Annotated in this window: 15 protein-coding genes and 1 rRNA gene; 13 read left to right on the top strand and 3 right to left on the bottom strand. The window is 72.8% G+C overall.

All coding sequences use genetic code 11. The annotated features are described in order from the left end of the window. From rrf to ACFZBP_RS32405, 3 genes are all read left to right on the top strand, one after another. Positions 1–93, top strand: a 5S ribosomal RNA gene (rrf, locus tag ACFZBP_RS32415); the annotation flags it as partial. 153 nt (positions 94–246) lie between these two features. After that, positions 247–1,365, top strand: coding sequence for a hypothetical protein (locus tag ACFZBP_RS32410; protein ID WP_391418300.1), 1,119 nt, complete (start codon positions 247–249; stop codon positions 1,363–1,365). Beyond that, positions 1,257–2,027 (top strand): hypothetical protein, encoded by a 771-nt coding sequence (locus ACFZBP_RS32405; protein WP_383450158.1) that lies wholly within the window; start codon positions 1,257–1,259, stop codon positions 2,025–2,027. Before ACFZBP_RS32410 ends, ACFZBP_RS32405 begins: the two co-directional genes overlap by 109 nt. 55 nt (positions 2,028–2,082) lie before the next feature. On the opposite strand, the gene ACFZBP_RS32400 is transcribed toward ACFZBP_RS32405, so the two are convergent. Beyond that, a complete protein-coding gene (locus tag ACFZBP_RS32400; protein WP_391418253.1) occupies positions 2,083–3,375 on the bottom strand; it encodes a DUF1015 family protein in 1,293 nt (430 codons plus the stop codon). Positions 3,376–3,447: 72 nt separating this feature from the next. Here ACFZBP_RS32400 and ACFZBP_RS32395 point away from each other — a divergent pair, with 72 nt between their 5' ends. The 4 genes from ACFZBP_RS32395 to ACFZBP_RS32380 all read left to right on the top strand — a co-directional run bounded on the left by ACFZBP_RS32395 (position 3,448) and on the right by ACFZBP_RS32380 (position 7,657). Further along, the gene (locus ACFZBP_RS32395; protein ID WP_383449875.1) at positions 3,448–4,476 is read left to right on the top strand and encodes an HAD hydrolase-like protein; all 1,029 of its coding nucleotides are present in this window, start codon (positions 3,448–3,450) and stop codon (positions 4,474–4,476) included. 84 nt (positions 4,477–4,560) lie between these two features. Beyond that, positions 4,561–5,604 (top strand): FecCD family ABC transporter permease, encoded by a 1,044-nt coding sequence (locus ACFZBP_RS32390; protein WP_383449876.1) that lies wholly within the window; start codon positions 4,561–4,563, stop codon positions 5,602–5,604. Between the two features lie 68 nt (positions 5,605–5,672). Then, positions 5,673–6,728 (top strand): FecCD family ABC transporter permease, encoded by a 1,056-nt coding sequence (locus ACFZBP_RS32385; protein ID WP_383450160.1) that lies wholly within the window; start codon positions 5,673–5,675, stop codon positions 6,726–6,728. Next, complete coding sequence (locus ACFZBP_RS32380) at positions 6,725–7,657, top strand: ABC transporter ATP-binding protein (protein WP_383449877.1); 933 nt, start codon at positions 6,725–6,727, stop codon at positions 7,655–7,657. Before ACFZBP_RS32385 ends, ACFZBP_RS32380 begins: the two co-directional genes overlap by 4 nt. Here ACFZBP_RS32380 and ACFZBP_RS32375 read toward each other — a convergent pair. Then, entirely contained in the window at positions 7,641–7,988 is a 348-nt protein-coding gene (locus ACFZBP_RS32375; protein WP_383449878.1) for an SCP2 sterol-binding domain-containing protein, read from the bottom strand. The genes ACFZBP_RS32380 and ACFZBP_RS32375 overlap by 17 nt on opposite strands. A 42-nt stretch (positions 7,989–8,030) precedes the next feature. Between ACFZBP_RS32375 and ACFZBP_RS32370 the strand changes: the two genes are divergently transcribed. From ACFZBP_RS32370 to ACFZBP_RS32345, 6 genes are all read left to right on the top strand, one after another. Further along, positions 8,031–8,348, top strand: a complete 318-nt coding sequence (locus ACFZBP_RS32370; RefSeq protein WP_383449879.1) for a hypothetical protein — start codon at positions 8,031–8,033, stop codon at positions 8,346–8,348. Positions 8,349–8,403: 55 nt separating this feature from the next. Continuing rightward, entirely contained in the window at positions 8,404–9,219 is an 816-nt protein-coding gene (locus ACFZBP_RS32365; RefSeq protein ID WP_391418244.1) for a TlyA family rRNA (cytidine-2'-O)-methyltransferase, read from the top strand. Continuing rightward, positions 9,216–10,121: an NAD kinase gene (locus ACFZBP_RS32360; protein ID WP_383449881.1), complete on the top strand. Its 906-nt coding sequence runs from the start codon at positions 9,216–9,218 to the stop codon at positions 10,119–10,121. The genes ACFZBP_RS32365 and ACFZBP_RS32360 overlap by 4 nt, the downstream gene beginning before the upstream one ends. A gap of 211 nt (positions 10,122–10,332) precedes the next feature. After that, positions 10,333–12,051 (top strand): DNA repair protein RecN, encoded by a 1,719-nt coding sequence (recN, locus tag ACFZBP_RS32355; protein WP_383450162.1) that lies wholly within the window; start codon positions 10,333–10,335, stop codon positions 12,049–12,051. 89 nt (positions 12,052–12,140) lie between these two features. Continuing rightward, positions 12,141–12,905 carry a hypothetical protein gene (locus ACFZBP_RS32350; RefSeq protein WP_391418240.1) on the top strand — a complete coding sequence of 255 codons (765 nt, stop codon included), beginning with the start codon at positions 12,141–12,143 and terminating at the stop codon, positions 12,903–12,905. A 296-nt stretch (positions 12,906–13,201) separates the two neighbouring features. Then, entirely contained in the window at positions 13,202–14,338 is a 1,137-nt protein-coding gene (locus tag ACFZBP_RS32345) for a glycosyltransferase (RefSeq protein WP_391418237.1), read from the top strand. 65 nt (positions 14,339–14,403) lie between these two features. On the opposite strand, the gene ACFZBP_RS32340 is transcribed toward ACFZBP_RS32345, so the two are convergent. After that, positions 14,404–16,056 (bottom strand): PucR family transcriptional regulator, encoded by a 1,653-nt coding sequence (locus ACFZBP_RS32340; protein ID WP_383449885.1) that lies wholly within the window; start codon positions 16,054–16,056, stop codon positions 14,404–14,406. Between the last annotated feature and the right edge of the window lie 2 nt (positions 16,057–16,058).

The raw sequence follows: 16,058 nt of genomic DNA, 5'->3' as shown, positions 1-16,058 counted from the left end.
ACGCCCGGTTACATTCCGAACCCGGAAGCTAAGCCTTACAGCGCCGATGGTACTGCAGGGGGGACCCTGTGGGAGAGTAGGACGCCGCCGAACAATCTTTGGGAAGGACCCCTGGTCACCAGCGTTCAGCTGGGACCAGGGGTCCTTTCGTTTTTACAATGCTTGTGTACCGAAGACAGGAGTCACCGATGTCCACCAACTCTCCCGACGACCGACCGGAGCGCGACCAGCGGCGACGGGACAGTGGTGACCGCGGTGATCGTGGCAACCGAGGGGATCGCGGCGGGTTCCGTCGTGACAGCGACCGCGGTGGCAGCAGCGCCGGCCGTGGTGGGTACGGCCGGCGTGATGACCGCCGTGACGATCGTCGGGGCGATGACCGCGGTGACCGTGGTGGCTTCCGTCGGGACGACAACCGCGGTGGTTACGGTCGCCGCGACGACCGTCGTGATGACCGCAGGGATGACCGACGCGGTGGCGACGACCGAGGGGGGCGGCCGGCGTTTCGGCGCGATGACCGGCCCTCTGGGCCCCGTCGCGACGACCGTGACCGGGGCTTCCGGCGCGACGGGGACCGTCCTGCCTTCCGTCGGGACGACCGGGGCGAGCGTCGGGACGACGACCGTGGTGGCTTCCGTCGGGACGACAGGGGCGAGCGTCGGGACGACGACCGCGGTGGCTTCCGTCGGGACGACAACCGTGGCAGCTACGGCCGCCGTGACGACCGTCGGGGTGACGACCGTGGGTATGGCCGTCGTGACGACCGCCGTGACGACCGCCGCGAAAGTGGTGACCGCGGTGACCGTGGTGGGTTCCGGCGTGACGACCGTGACCGCGGCTTCCGGCGTGACGATCGGGGCGACCGCGGTGACCGCGGTGGCTTCCGGCGTGACGACAACCGCGGCGGTTACGAGCGTCGTGATGATCGGCGTGATGATCGCCGAGGCGATGACCGCGGGGACCGCGGTGGGTTCCGGCGTGATGACAACCGTGGGGACCGCGGTGGGTTCCGGCGTGATGACAACCGTGGGGACCGCGGTGGGTTCCGGCGTGACGACAGCCGGGGCGAGCGCGGTGGGTTCCGGGGGCGGGACGATCGACGGGATGACCGTGGGGGGCGCGGGCCTCGCAGGGACGACCGTGGTGGGCGGCCCGGTGGCTTCCGTGGGCGGGATGACCGGCGCGGTAGTGACGACCGGCGTGGCGGTGGCCGATTCCGTGATGAGCGGGATCGTGACCGCGAGCCGATCAAGCGGCTGCCGATCCCCGAGGACGTCACGGGCGAGGAGATCGACAAGGACGTACGGCAGGAGCTGCAGAGCCTGCCGAAGACGCTCGCGGACGACGTCGCCAGGAACCTGGTGATGGTCGCGCGGCTCATCGACGAGGACCCCGAGGGCGCCTATGGCTACTCCAAGGTGGCCCTGCGGCTGGCGTCGCGCGTGGCGGCCGTCCGTGAGGCGGGTGGGTTCGCGGCGTACGCGAACCAGAAGTACGCCGAGGCGCTCGCCGAGTTCCGGGCCGCGCGGCGGATGACCGGATCCGCGGACCTGTGGCCGCTCATGGCCGACTGCGAGCGTGGGCTCGGGCGGCCGGAGAAGGCGTTGGACATGGCCGGGGCGCCCGAGGTGCACAAGCTGGACAAGGCCGGGCAGGTCGAGATGCGGCTCGTCGCGGCCGGCGCCCGGCGTGACATGGGGCAGTTGGACGCGGCCATCGTGACGCTGCAGAGCCCCGAGCTCGCCTCCAGCTCCGTACAGCCGTGGACCGCGCGGCTGCGGTACGCGTACGCCGACGCGCTGCTGGCCGCGGGGCGTAAGGGTGAGGCGCGGGAGTGGTTCGCCAAGGCTGTCGAGGCCGACAAGGACGGCAGCACGGACGCGTCCGACCGGCTTGCCGAGCTGGACGGTGTCGAGTTCGTCGACGCCCTCGATGAGAACGAGGGCGAGGGCGGGAACGAGGCCGAGGGCGACGGCCTCAAGGACGAGCAGGCTGCGGCCGGGTCCGACGAGGACGGCAAGGAGTAGGCGACGCGTGAAGTGAAGGGCGGGACTCCGGAGAGGGGTCCCGCCCTTCGGCGTTTCAGAGGTCCAGTGCGCGCAGCACCAGGCCGGAGGCCGGTTTCGGGCCGAAGGACGTCGACTTGCGGGGCATCGTGACGCCCTGGCGGGCGAGTTCGCGTACGACGTCCTCGCGGACCGGGTGCATCAGGACGGCCGTACCGCCGTCGCGTTCCGCCTTGCTGACGGTGGCGGCGGTGTCGTGGATGTAGGCGATGCGGGTGGGGTCGTCCTCGGGGATGTGCCAGACGTGGGCGAGGAGGGTGGCGTGCAGGACCGTGGCGTCGAGGGTGCGCCAGGCGGCGGGGCGGTCGGCGGGGACCGTGCGGTCGAGGAGGGCCGGGTCCGGGTGGTCGAGGAGGTGGAAGGCACCGTCGCCGGCGAGGAGGTAGGCGTTGCCCGTGCAGGCCGCGTCGGCCAGGGTCTCCAGGGCCTCGGCCAGCGGGACTTCGAGGCGGCGTACGCGGAAGTGGCCGTCGAGGGCGGCCAGGGCGTCCGCGACGGGCAGGTCGTGCAGGAGGCGGTGGATGGCGCGGACGCGCAGGGGGTAGCGGGCCGTGTCGACCAGGAGGACCAGGCCGTAGTCCCAGGGGCTGGGGGAGGGGTGCTCCGCGCGTAGACGGCGGTACGTCGCCCAGCGGTGGTGGCCGTCGGCGATCAGGGCCTGGTGGCGGGTCAGGTCGGACTGGACGCGGGCCAGGTCGGCGGGGTCGGTGATCGACCACAGGCGGTGGCTGAAGCCGTCCTCCGTGGTGGTCGAGAAGAGCGGCGGGCGTTCGACCGTGCGCTCGATGACTGCCGTGGCGTCGGCTGCCGTGCCGTTGCCGCGGTAGGTCAGCAGCAGGGGTTCGAGGTTCGCGGAGGTGGCGCGCATCAGGGCCGCGCGGTCGGCGACCACGTGCGGCATGACGTCCTCGTGCGGCAGGACCAGGCCCTCCGAGGGCTCCGTCACGCGCAGGGCGCCGATGACGCCGCGCTGGAGCATGCCGTCGCCGTCACGCTGTTCGTAGACATAGAGGCCGGGCTCGGGGTCGGCGGCCAGGACGCCCTCGGAGAGCCAGCGGCGCAGGGTCCTGGCCGCCTGTTCGTTGCGGGCGGCGGGGGTGGCGGCCTGGGGGAGGATCAGGCGGACGATGTTGTGCGGGTCGGCGTCCTGGAGTTGGTGCAGGCCGTCGGGGCGGACGACGACGTCGTACGGCGGGGATGTCACGGCGGCCAGGCCGCCGACCCGGTCGGGGTCGTAGCGCAGCCCTCGGAACGGGGTCAGTTCGAGGCCTCGGCGCTCCGTTGCTTCCGGGTGACCTGCTGTGTTCATCCCGGCATCGTACGGGTGTCAGTGGCATGGGGGATGATCGGGGGAAAGCCGTCGAACGAGGAGCGATGCGGAATGAGCCAGAGCGTCAGGACGAGGCCCGAGGGCTGTGGCCAGGCCCTGAGCGAGGCGTACGACACGGCGCTGCTCGACCTCGACGGAGTGGTGTACGCGGGCGGTGACGCGATCGTGCATGCCGTCGAGTCGCTGGCCTCGGCCCGGGCCGGCGGGATGCGTCTGGCGTACGTCACGAACAACGCGCTGCGGACCCCGGACACCGTGGCCGCGCATCTGACGGAGCTCGGCATACCGACGGGGGCCGGTGACGTCATCACCTCGGCGCAGGCGGTCGCGCGGCTGATCAGTGAGCAGGTGCCGGCGGGGGCGCGGGTACTCGTGATCGGTGGGGAGGGGCTGCGGGTGGCGCTGCGGGAGCGTGGGCTGGAGCCCGTGGAGTCGGCGGACGACGATCCGGCGGCGGTGGTGCAGGGGTTCGGCGGGCCCGAGCTGCCGTGGGGGCGGTTCGCGGAGGCTTCGTACGCCGTCGCGCGCGGGGTGCCGTGGTTCGCGTCCAACACCGACCTGACGATTCCGAGCGGGCGCGGGATCGCGCCGGGCAACGGGGCCGCGGTGGAGGTCGTGCGGATCGCCACCGGGGCCGAGCCGCAGGTGGCGGGCAAGCCGTTGCCTCCGATGCACCGGGAGACGATTCTGCGGACGGGTGCCGAGCGGCCGCTGGTGGTCGGGGACCGGCTGGACACGGACATCGAGGGCGCGTTCAACGGGGAGGTCGACTCGCTGCTCGTGCTGACCGGAGTGACCGACGGCGCCCTGCTGCTGGCCGCGCCGCCGCAGCACCGGCCGACGTATGTCGACGCCGATCTGCGGGGGTTGCTCGGCGGGCAGCCGGACGTCGTGCCGGCCGGGGAGGGCTTCCGGTGCGGTGGCTGGACGGCGACCGCCAGGGCCGAGCGGCTGGAACTCGACGGTGACGGTACGGCCTTGGACGGGCTGAGGGCGCTGTGCGCGGCGGCCTGGACGGCGGCCGGGGACGGCTCGTGCACGCTGGACGCGGGGAAGGAGCTGGCACGGCTGGGGTTGTGACGCCGCGGGGCGGAACCGTGGCCGGGGTTGTGACGTCGTGCGGCGGGATCGTGGCTGAATGGGAGGGTAGGCTAACCTAACTGCGTGTTGGTCGACAGTCCTCCCGAACAGCGCGCGGAGTCCCCGTCCGCGCCCCCAACCCGACGGACGATACGTGCCGTTGGGCTGCTCGTCTCTGTCCTGCTTCTGGTGGTCGTCGCGTTGGCGAGCATCGCGATCGGGGCGAAACAGCTGTCTCTGGGGGAGGTCTGGCACGGACTGTTCGAGAGTTCCGGGACCTACGGGGACGTCGTGGTCGACGACCGGATCTCGCGTACCGTCCTCGGGCTGCTCGCGGGTGCCGCGCTCGGGCTGGCCGGGGCCGTGCTCCAGGCGCTCACCCGTAATCCGCTGGCCGATCCCGGGCTGCTCGGCATCAACGCGGGCGCGTCCGCCGCGGTCGTCACCGCCATCACCTTCTTCGGCGTCACCAGCCTGAGCGGCTATGTCTGGTTCGCCTTCCTCGGCGCTGCCGTGGTCGGGGCGATGGTCTGGTTCCTCGGCGGCAGCCGGGGTGCCACGCCGGTGCGGCTCGCGCTCGCCGGCACGGCGATCAGCGCCGCGCTGTACGGCTATCTCCAGGCCGTGATGATCATGGACGACGCGGCGCTGAACAAGATGCGCTTCTGGACCGTCGGCTCGCTGACCTCGGCGACGGACGCGACGATCAGGCAGGTGCTGCCGTTCCTCGTCGTCGGCATGGTTCTCGCGCTCGCGCTCGCCCGGCCGCTGAACGCCATGGAGATGGGTGACGACACCGCCAAGGCCCTCGGCGCCAACCTGAACCGCACCCGGGTGCTGTCGATGCTCGCCGCCACCGTGCTGTGCGGGGCCGCGACCGCGGCCTGCGGGCCGATCGTGTTCGTCGGCCTGATGGTGCCGCACGTCGTGCGCTCCTTCACCGGGCCCGACCTGCGCTGGATCCTGCCGTACGCGGCCGTCCTGTCGCCCGTGCTGCTGCTCGGCGCCGATGTGCTCGGCCGGATCGTGGCCCGGCCCTCGGAGCTCCAGGTCGGCATCGTCACCGCGATCCTCGGCGGACCGGTCTTCATCTTTCTCGTACGACGGCGGAGGACGGCCCAGCTGTGAAGACCGCACTCAAGAAGGAAACGACGAGCGAAGCGGACAGTGGCGTGCCGGCCGGGGCGAAGAGTGCCGTGAAGCCGGCTCGGGCGTCCCGGGCCAACCGCGCCGTGCGGGGCCCGGGCGGGCTCTCCGTCCGGCTGGACGTCCGGGCGCTGACCGTCGTCGCGCTGTTGCTGCTCGCCGCGCTCGCCGCGAGCGTCGTGCTGATCGGTACCGGCGACTTCCCGATCCCGGCGGGCGACGTGCTCAAGACGCTGGTCGGCGACGGGAACGCGGGGCAGGAGTTCATCGTCAACGAGCTGCGGCTGCCGCGGGTCCTGGTCGGGCTCCTCGTCGGGGCCGCGCTCGGTCTCGGCGGTGCGCTGTTCCAGGCGCTGTCCCGCAACCCGCTGGGCAGCCCGGACATCCTCGGTCTCGGGCAGGGGGCCACGGCTGGGGCGCTCGTGGTGATCGTGCTGTTCTCCGGTGACTCCGCCCAGGTCACCGTGGGCGCGCTGGTCGGCGGACTCGCGACCGGTCTCGCCATCTATCTGCTCGCCTGGAAGCGCGGCGTGCACGGTTATCGACTGGTCCTGGTCGGTATCGGCATGTCCGCGATCATGACGGCGGTCAACGGCTATCTGCTGACCAAGGCCGACCTGGTCGACGCGGCCCGCTCGGTCGTGTGGATGACCGGTTCCCTCAGCGGCCGCGACTGGGCCCAGGTCTGGCCGCTGCTCGCGCTCTGTGCCGTCCTCGTGCCGCTCGTCCTCGCCAACGCGCGGGGGCTGCGGATGATGGAGATGGGCGACGACGTCTCGTACGCACTCGGGGTGCGCGTGGAACGCGTACGGCTGCTGCTGATGCTGTCGGCCGTGCTGCTCACCGCGGCCGCCACCGCCGCCGCGGGCCCCGTCAGCTTCGTGGCGCTCACCGCCCCGCAGCTCGCCCGGCGCCTGACCCGCTCGCCCGGGCCGAACCTGCTGCCCTCCCTGTGCATGGGCGCGGCCCTTCTCGTCTGCGCCGACTGGATCTCCCAGCGGGTCTTCGGCGCCGACCAACTGCCCGTGGGCGTGGTCACGGGCGTGCTCGGCGGCGTGTATCTGCTGTGGCTGCTGGTCACCGAGCGCAAGGCGGGCCGGATATGAGCGTCGGCAAGAGCAACGAGAACAGCAGTGGGCTGAACAACCGAAGGAGCACCGTGAACCGCCTGTCCGCCGACAACGTCACCCTCGCCTACGACCAGCGGGTCATCGCCGAGCAACTGTCGGTGGAGATACCCGACAACTCCTTCACCGTGATCGTCGGCCCGAACGCCTGCGGCAAGTCGACGCTGCTGCGGGCCCTGTCACGGATGCTCAAGCCCAGCCAGGGCCGGGTCCTGCTGGACGGGCAGGTCATCCAGTCGATGCCGGCGAAGAAGGTCGCGCGCACGCTGGGGCTGCTGCCGCAGTCGTCGATCGCGCCCGACGGGATCACCGTCGCCGACCTGGTGGGCCGCGGCCGGTACCCGCACCAGGGCATCCTGCGGCAGTGGTCGACCGAGGACGAGCGGGTCGTCCAGGAGTCGATGGAGCAGACCGGGGTCGCCGAACTCGCGGATCGCTATGTCGACGAACTGTCCGGCGGTCAGCGCCAGCGCGTGTGGATCGCGATGGCACTCGCCCAGCAGACGCCGCTGCTGCTGCTCGACGAGCCGACGACCTACCTCGACATCCAGCACCAGATCGACGTCCTCGACCTGTGCGCCGAACTGCACGAGGAGCAGGGGCGCACGCTGGTCGCCGTACTGCACGACCTCAACCACGCCGCCCGGTACGCCACGCACCTCATCGCCCTGCGCGGCGGGGCCGTGATCGCCGAGGGCGCGCCCAACGACATCGTCACGGCCGAGCTGGTCGAGGACGTGTTCGGGCTGCGGTGCCAGGTCATCGACGACCCGGAGACGGGCACCCCGCTGGTGGTGCCGGCGGCACGGAAGGCGCGTGAGCAGGTCAGGAAGGAGCGGGTCGACCAGGGCGGCCGGGCCGAGAAGGTGGCGGCAGCCGAGAAGGTGGCGGCTACAGAAGCTTCCTGAGCGTCAGCAGGTCACGCACGCCCGCGTGCAGCTTCACCCGGCCCGAGCCCCAGGCCTTGGCGAAGTGCAGCTCGCCGTCGACCAGGGCGACCAGGTCGTCGCCGGTCATGCTCAGTCTGATCTGGGCCTTCTCACGGGGCGGGCCCTGGAACGTCTCGTGGACATGGATCCGGCCGCCCGACATACGGCCGGCGAAGGTGACGTCCAGGTCGGTGATGTGGCAGCTCACCGAGCGGTCCAGGGCCGCGGCCGTGCGGGCGTCCCCTTCGGCGCGCTGCATGTTGTCCGAAAGCTTTTCGAGTGCGGCGCGGCACTCCTCAGTCGTGGCCATCGCGATCGACGGTACCCCAGCGGTTCGGGGTAGCGTCTGGGCATGAGCGACACGGTTCCGGAGACGGAGATCCCGGCGATCCCCCGGGAGGCGGCAGAAGGGGTCGAGACGGCCGCGGCGGTCGAACCCGAGTACGACCCGGCCGCCCCCGCCCCGCTGAACATCCCCCGCACCCCCACCGGCAACGCCGACGTCGACGCCCAGCTGGAGCGGCTGGGTGATGCCGACCACCTCGCCACCGACGGGCACGTCGAGGTGTACGAGGATGTACACCGGGGGCTGCGCGACGCGCTCACCGCGCTCGACGCCCGCCCGGGACCTCCGGCTCCCGCCCGTCACCCGACCACCACCCCTCGATGAGACCCTTCGGGTCGCACCTATCGATCGCCGTACGAGAGCAGGAGCTGAACCGAACGTGGCAGGAGTCGCACGCCGCCGTCTCGACGCGGAGCTGGTCCGCCGGAAGCTCGCGCGCTCGCGCGAGCACGCCAGCCAGCTGATCGCCGCCGGACGGGTCACCGTCGGCAAGACCGTCGCGACCAAACCGGCCACGCAGGTGGAGACCGCGGCGGCGATCGTGGTGTCCACCGACGGCAGCGACCCCGAGTACGTCTCGCGCGGCGGGCACAAGCTCGCGGGCGCGCTGGAGGCCTTCGTGCCCCAGGGACTCGTGGTGAAGGGGCGGCGGGCGCTGGACGCCGGCGCGTCCACCGGGGGTTTCACCGATGTCCTGCTGCGGTCCGGGGCCGCCCATGTCGTCGCCGTGGACGTCGGATACGGACAACTCGCCTGGAGTCTCCAGAGTGATGAACGCGTCACCGTCAAGGACCGTACGAACGTACGCGAGTTGACGCTCGAAGCGATCGATGGGGAGCCAGTGGATCTTGTCGTGGGGGATCTGTCCTTCATCCCGCTCGGCCTGGTACTGCCCGCCCTGGTGCGGTGCGTGAAACAGGACGCCGATCTGGTGATGATGGTCAAGCCGCAGTTCGAGGTGGGGAAGGAACGGCTGGGCAGCGGGGGAGTCGTACGGAGTCCGCAGCTGCGGGCGGAGGCCGTGCGGGGAGTCGCCGAGAAGGCGTGGGAACTCGGGCTCGGAGTGAAGGGCGTCACGGCGAGTCCGTTGCCCGGACCCTCCGGGAACGTCGAGTACTTTCTGTGGCTGCGTGCCGGGGCACCCGCCCTGGACCCGGCCGACGTTGACCGTGCAGTTGCGGAGGGGCCGCGTTGACACCGAACCGAGCTCGTACTGTTTTTCTGCTCGCCCACACGGGGCGGCCCGCGGCGATCCGCAGCGCCGAGCTGGTGGTCAAGGGACTGCAGCAGTCCGGGATCGGTGTGCGGGTGCTGGAGTACGAGGCCGCCGACCTGCCGCTGCCGCCCGAGGTGGAGCTAGTCAAGGAGGCGACTCCTCAGTGCCTCGACGGGTGCGAGCTGCTGATAGTGCTGGGCGGCGACGGGACGCTGCTGCGCGGCGCCGAGTTCGCCCGGGCGTCCGGGGTGCCGATGCTGGGCGTCAACCTCGGGCGGGTCGGCTTCCTCGCGGAGGCCGAGCGGGACGATCTCGACAAGGTCGTCGACCGGGTCGTGACCAAGGCGTACGAGGTCGAGGAGCGGATGACGGTCGATGTCGTCGTGCATCAGAACGGCGACATCGTGCACACGGACTGGGCGTTGAACGAGGCGGCCGTGCAGAAGGCCGGGGCCGAGAAGCTGCTCGAAGTCGTGCTGGAGATCGACGGGCGGCCGGTGACGGGGTTCGGGTGCGACGGGATCGTGCTGTCCACGCCGACCGGGTCCACGGCGTACGCGTTCTCGGCGGGTGGGCCTGTGGTGTGGCCCGAGGTGGAGGCGTTGCTGATGGTGCCGATCAGTGCGCACGCGTTGTTCGCGAAGCCGTTGGTGACGTCGCCGGATTCTGTGCTTGCGGTGGAGGTTCTGCCGCATATCCCGCCGGGGGTTCTGTGGTGTGACGGGCGGCGGACTGTCGAGTTGCCGCCGGGGGCTCGGGTGGAGGTTCGGCGGGGGGCTGTGCCGGTGCGGCTCGCTCGGTTGCATCATGCTTCGTTCACGGATCGGCTTGTGGCGAAGTTTGCGTTGCCGGTTTCTGGGTGGCGAGGTGCGCCGCATTAGCCCGTTCGCCGTGGCGTGAGGGGTGCGTTGGCGGCTGCGGGGCCGTTGTGGCTGGTCGCGCAGTTCCCCGCGCCCCTTGGGGCGTGACACTCGCCTGGGTGACAATGTGCTGCCGATACGCATTCGTCACCTGGACCTTCACATGACTGGGACCGGGGGGCGTCGCATCCCCGGTACCCGACCTCGTAAGGTCGTGTCCGTGTTGGAGGAGATGCGGATACGGTCGCTCGGAGTCATCGATGACGCGGTCGTCGAGCTGTCGCCGGGGTTCACCGCGGTCACGGGTGAGACGGGTGCGGGCAAGACCATGGTGGTCACGAGCCTGGGTCTGTTGCTCGGAGGACGGGCGGACCCGGCGCTCGTGCGGATCGGGGCCGAGAAGGCGGTCGTGGAGGGGCGGATCGCCGTGCCCTCGGGGGCGCCGGTCGTCGTACGGGTCGAGGAGGCCGGGGCGGAGCTCGACGACGGGGCGTTGCTGATCAGCCGTACCGTTTCCGCCGAGGGGCGGTCGCGGGCGCATCTGGGCGGGCGCAGTGTGCCCGTGGGGATGCTGGCCGAGCTCGCGGACGAGCTGGTGGCCGTGCACGGGCAGACCGATCAGCAGGGCCTGCTGAAGCTGGCCAGGCAGCGGCAGGCGCTCGACCGGTACGCCGGGGACGCCGTCGCCGTGCCGCTCGCCAAGTACGGCGAGGCGTACCGGCGACTGCGGGCCGTCTCCGTCGAGCTGGACGAGATCGTCACGCGCGCGCGTGAGCGGGCTCAGGAAGCCGACATGCTGCGGTTCGGGCTGGACGAGATCGCGGGTGTCGAGCCGCGCGCCGGGGAGGACGTGGAGCTGGCGGAGGAGGCCGAGCGGCTGGGGCACGCGGAGGCGCTGTCGTCCGCCGCCACGGCCGCTCACGCCGCGCTCGCCGGCAATCCGGAGGATCCCGAGGGCATCGACGCGGCGACGCTCGTCGCGGGTGCGCAGCGGGCCCTGGACGCCGTGCGGTCGCACGATCCGGCGTTGTCCGCGCTGGCCGACCGGATCGGGGAGATCGGGATCCTGCTGGGCGATGTCGCCGGGGAGCTGGCCGGGTACGCCGACGACCTGGACGCCGATCCCCTGCGGCTCGCGGCCGTCGAGGAGCGGCGGGCCGCGCTGACCGCGCTCACGCGGAAGTACGGCGAGAACGTCACCGCCGTGCTCGCCTGGGCCGAGGAGAGCGCCACGCGACTGACCGAGCTGGACGGCGACGACGAGCGGATCGGCGAGCTGACCGCCGAGCGGGACGCGCTGCGGGCCGAGCTGGGCGGGCTGGCGCAGGCGTTGACCGACGCGCGGACGGACGCCGCCGAGCGGTTCGCCGCCGCGGTGACCGCGGAGCTGGCCTCGCTCGCGATGCCGCACGCGCGCGTGTCCTTCGACATCCGGCAGACCGAGGACCCGGAGGGCGTGGAGGTCGGCGGGCGTACGGTCGCCTATGGGCCGGCCGGCGCGGACGAGGTCGAGCTGCTGCTCGCCCCGCACCCGGGAGCGCCGCCCCGGCCGATCGCCAAGGGCGCGTCCGGCGGTGAGCTCTCGCGCGTGATGCTCGCCGTGGAGGTCGTGTTCGCGGGGACCGATCCCGTGCCCACGTATCTGTTCGACGAGGTCGACGCGGGCGTCGGCGGCAAGGCGGCCGTGGAGATCGGCCGGCGGCTGGCCCGGCTGGCCAAGACCGCGCAGGTCGTCGTGGTGACCCACCTGCCGCAGGTCGCCGCCTTCGCCGACCGGCAGCTGCTCGTCGAGAAGACCAACGACGGGTCGGTCACCCGGTCCGGCGTGAAGGTCCTGGAGGGCGAGGAGCGGATCCGGGAGCTGTCCCGGATGCTCGCCGGACAGGAGGACTCGGAGACCGCGCGGGCACACGCGGAGGAACTGCTGGCGACGGCCCGCGCCGACGCGTAGGAGGGCGGGGCCTCCCGTGTGGGCGGCCGCGCTCGACTGGGCGGGAGGGGTGGGGCCGGGTTGTCAGTGACGGTCCGTAGGGTGGCCGCATGCGCGAACGTGCCTCTCGGACCACCGCCTTCGGTCTCTCCGCGGCCCTCACCCGCGCCGCCGTCGCCGCCCTGCGCGCCAAGGCGCCCGGCGGTCGTGAGCGCTGGGAGCGGAAGAACTACGCCGGGCGGACCGTGGAGTTGTACGCCGGGCCCGCCGCGGCTCTGGCGGCCGCGGTCGGGGCCGGGCGGGTCTCGCCGGCCGCAGGAGCTGCCGTGGCGGTCGCGGGGGTTTGCGGGGCCTACGACGATGTGGCGGGCGTCGGAGACTCCCGGCGTGGGTTCCGGGCGCATCTGGGCGCGCTTCGGGGCGGTGAAGTCACCAGCGGGGCCGTCAAGTTGGTCGGGATGTCCGCCGCCGGGCTCGTCGCGGGGGCCATGCTGAAGGAACGGCCGCTGGACAAGCTGCTCGCCGGGGTCGTGATCGCCGGCGCCGCGCACTTCGTGAACCTCGTGGACGTACGGCCCGGACGGGCCGCCGCCGCGGTGCTCGCGCTCGGTGCGCCGGGGCTGCTGCGCCCGGGGCACGGTGGCGCGTTGGCCGCCGGTGCCATGGGGGCCGCCGCGGCCGTCCTGCCCGACGACCTCGGGGAGCGGGCGATGATCGGGGACACCGGCGCCCATGCGCTGGGCGCGGCCCTGGGTGCCGCTGTCGTCGCCGGGAACGGCCGGGCCGGACTGGTCGCTCACGCCGCCGCCGTCGTAGCCGCGGCGGTGTACGGCGACAAGGTGAGCGAGGTCGCGCGGGGAGTCGGCGCGCCGTGAGGTCGGTACGGCCCGGTGCGGCACGCCGGTGCACGCCGGTCGGCGAAAGGTGCTCCACGCGCGCATGTTCGGCCACCATCCCCACCCCGGATCACTCGTGCAGGTGACTCCGGTCACCGAGTTGCCCGGCACCCGGGCCGCCCGGGGCCTGCCGGCGTTCCCGGAACGGCCGTACGTCCTGGCATCCTTGGCGTAAACACGTCGTACGCGTAGGGGTCCCCGCGGTACACCCCGTCCGCCCGATCCTTCTGTACGTTCTTCGTGACCGCCCGACCCGAAGCAGGAGCCCCGGCCAGGTGACCCCCGTGAGCAGCCATGCACCGCACGGCCAGTCCTCGCTGCGCACCGTGCAGGTGCTGGGCGGTGGCAACGCCGGCAGCAGCGCGCATGTGCGATCACTGGCGTCGGGGCTGGTCGCGCGGGGCGTGCGGGTCACCGTGTGTGCCCCCGTCGAGGCCGATCAGCTCTATGACTTCACGGGGGCCGGCGCCGACCACGTGCATGTGCCGCGCAGCAGCGATCCCGGCTCCGTGGCGGCCCTGCGGGCGGCGTGCGCGGACGCCGACCTGGTGCACGCCCACGGGCTGCACGCCTCCTTCCGCGCGGTGCTCGCCCTGAGCGGGCGGCGCACCCCGCTCGTCGTCACCTGGCACGACCGGGCCCATGCCGAGGGAGCCCGCGCCCATCTCGTACGGCTGTTGGAGCGGCGGGTCGTCAAGGCCGCCTCCGTCGTCCTCGGGACCACCTCGGCGCTCGTCGACCGGGCCCGCCGGACCGGCGCCCGGGACGCCCGCCTCGCCGCGGTCGCCATGCCGGGGCCCCTGCGTGCCGTCGAGCACGACGACCCCGACCGGCTGCGTCCCAAGGTCCGGGCCGAACTCGGGGCCACCGGGCGGCCGTTGCTGATCGCCGTCGGCTCGCTGGAGCGGCACCGCGGGTACGACGTGCTGCTGGACGCCTCGCGCGGGTGGCTGCGGCTCGACCCCGTGCCGTTGGTCGTGATCGCGGGGGAGGGGACGCAGCGGGCCGAGCTCCAGCGGCGGATCGAGGACGAGGAGCTGCCCGTGCGGCTCATCGGGCGGCGCGACGACGTCTCCGAGCTGCTGGCCGCCGCCGATGTGGCGCTGCTGCCCAGCAGTTGGGAGTCGCGGTCCGTCCTCGCCCAGGAGGCCCTGCACGCGCGTGTGCCGCTCGTCGCCACCGAGGTGGGCGGCGTGCCGGAACTCGTCGGCGACGCCGCCGAACTCGTCCCGTACGGCGATGCGAAGGCCCTCGCCGACGCCGTCGTACGGCTGCTCGACGACCCCGAGCGGCGGGAGCTGCTCAGGGAGCGCGGCGTGCGGCAGACGGCCACCTGGCCGACCGAGGACGAGACGGTGGCCCAGGTCCTCAGCGTGTACGACGAGTTGACGCAGCCCCGGTTCGTGATCTAGGGGGTGTTTCGAAAGTCCCGCACAGCACCTACGGCGCCCGGCACGCGCGTCCGCGCCCGCGATGTCTACCCCGCGTGTCTGCGCGCCCGCAGCGCCAGGCTCAACGCCAGTACCGTCTGCGGGTCGTCGAGGTCGGTGCCGAGCAACTCGCCGATGCGGGCGAGGCGGTTGTACAGCGTCTGCCGGTTGAGGTGCAGCTCGCGGGCCGTTTCCGCCTTGCGGCCCGCGTGGGCCAAGTAGGTCTCCAGGGTGGGCAGCAGGGGCGGTTTCGAGCGGTTGTCGTGGTCGCGTAGCGGGCCGATCGCGCGGTCCACGAAGGCCGCGAGGTCCGGGTGGTCCCGCAGCCGCCACAGCAGCAGGTCGATGTCCAGGCGCCGGGCGTCGTACCAGGGGCGGTCGCTCAGGCCCTGCGCCGCCGTCGCTGTCTCCGCCGCGTGTCTGAGGCCCGCCGAGGCCGCCGCCCAGCCGCCGGCCACGCCGACGACCACGACCGGCGGTGCCGCGCCCGGCCGCTGCACCCCGGCCCGCTCCACACCCGCCCGCAGCGCCACCGCGACCCGGTCCGCGACCGCCGACCGGTCCGCCTCCGCACGCAGCCCCAGCAGCAGCGGCACCCGGCCCTCCACGGGCCGTACGCCCAACAGCACCGGCACACCGACGGACGCCAGCTCCTCGCCGACCGCGCGCGCCAGCACCGCCCAGCCGCCCCCCGGGGACAGCGCGTCGCCCAGCCGCATCACGACCGGCAGCAGCGGGCCGTCACCCGGCTTGAAGCCGAGCACGCGCGCCTGTGCCGCGGCGTCCTCGGCGGCGACCCGGCCCTCCGCGAGGTCGGTCAGGAAGTCGCCGCGCCCGCGCGCCGCCAGCTCCTCCTCCTGCCGTGCCTGCATCAGCACCACGGCCAGGATGCCCGCGGCCCGCTCGGCGGCGATCCGGTGCACCGGCGCGAGAGGGCCCCGTACCGGAAGGAGCGCGAGCCTGGCCCGGACCGACACCGTTCCCGGGCCGCCGCCCGGAACGTCCACCAGCACCGAACCGGCGGGCGGCGGGCCGTCCTTGTGCTGCCCTCGCAACCCCTCCCACACCTGAAGCGGATCCGCACCCTGCGGGCCTGCCCCGGCGGCGTACAGCAGCTGTCCGTCCGTCGTCTCCAGGAAGACCGGGTTGCCGCTGAAGTCGGCCAGGATGCCGAGGACCTGGGGCACTCCGCCGCCGCCGAGCAGGGCCTCGGTGCAGCGGCGGTGCACCTCCTCCGCGCGTTGCAGCAGCGCGTAGTGGCCGTTGACGATCTCGGTGTGGATCTCCTCGGTGACCGTCACGAACGGTACCTCGCGATGCAGCTGGACCAGTGGCAGACCGGCCGCGCGTGCCGTGTCGACCAGCGTGGCGGGCAGCCGGGTGAAGCGGGTGCCCAGCTCGATGACCAGGGCCGCGATGCCCCGCTCGGCCAGGGTGCGCACGAACGCGCGCTGGTCCGCGGGGCGGGTGCCGATGCCGTAGCCCGTGGTCAGCAGCAGTTCCCCGCCCTTCAGCAGCGAGGCGATGTTGGGCACCTCGCCCGCGTGCACCCAGCGCACGGTCCGCCCCAGCCGCTCGGCACCCGCGAGGACCTCCGGGAGCCCGCTGCGCAGACCGGGCAGCTCCAGCGCCCGGCGCACGGTGATCCCGGCGCTGTGGGTGTCGAATCCGCTGCTCATACCGCCCGTACCGCTGTCCATGA

Origin of the sequence: Streptomyces sp. NPDC008086 (assembly GCF_042957325.1) — a bacterium.
In the GTDB taxonomy this organism is placed as follows: domain Bacteria; phylum Actinomycetota; class Actinomycetes; order Streptomycetales; family Streptomycetaceae; genus Streptomyces.
Note: the sequence above shows the minus strand (reverse complement) of the source record. Positions and strands in the feature narration are given on the sequence as shown.

Excerpts from the sequence above, each read along its gene's own strand:
- ACFZBP_RS32400 (WP_391418253.1), bottom strand. The coding sequence starts at position 3,375 with ATGAACACAGCAGGTCACCCGGAAGCAACGGAGCGCCGAGGCCTCGAA.
- ACFZBP_RS32395 (WP_383449875.1), top strand. The coding sequence starts at position 3,448 with ATGAGCCAGAGCGTCAGGACGAGGCCCGAGGGCTGTGGCCAGGCCCTG.
- ACFZBP_RS32380 (WP_383449877.1), top strand. The coding sequence starts at position 6,725 with ATGAGCGTCGGCAAGAGCAACGAGAACAGCAGTGGGCTGAACAACCGA.
- ACFZBP_RS32375 (WP_383449878.1), bottom strand. The coding sequence starts at position 7,988 with ATGGCCACGACTGAGGAGTGCCGCGCCGCACTCGAAAAGCTTTCGGAC.
- ACFZBP_RS32370 (WP_383449879.1), top strand. The coding sequence starts at position 8,031 with ATGAGCGACACGGTTCCGGAGACGGAGATCCCGGCGATCCCCCGGGAG.
- recN (WP_383450162.1), top strand. The coding sequence starts at position 10,333 with ATGCGGATACGGTCGCTCGGAGTCATCGATGACGCGGTCGTCGAGCTG.
- ACFZBP_RS32350 (WP_391418240.1), top strand. The coding sequence starts at position 12,141 with ATGCGCGAACGTGCCTCTCGGACCACCGCCTTCGGTCTCTCCGCGGCC.
- ACFZBP_RS32340 (WP_383449885.1), bottom strand. The coding sequence starts at position 16,056 with ATGGACAGCGGTACGGGCGGTATGAGCAGCGGATTCGACACCCACAGC.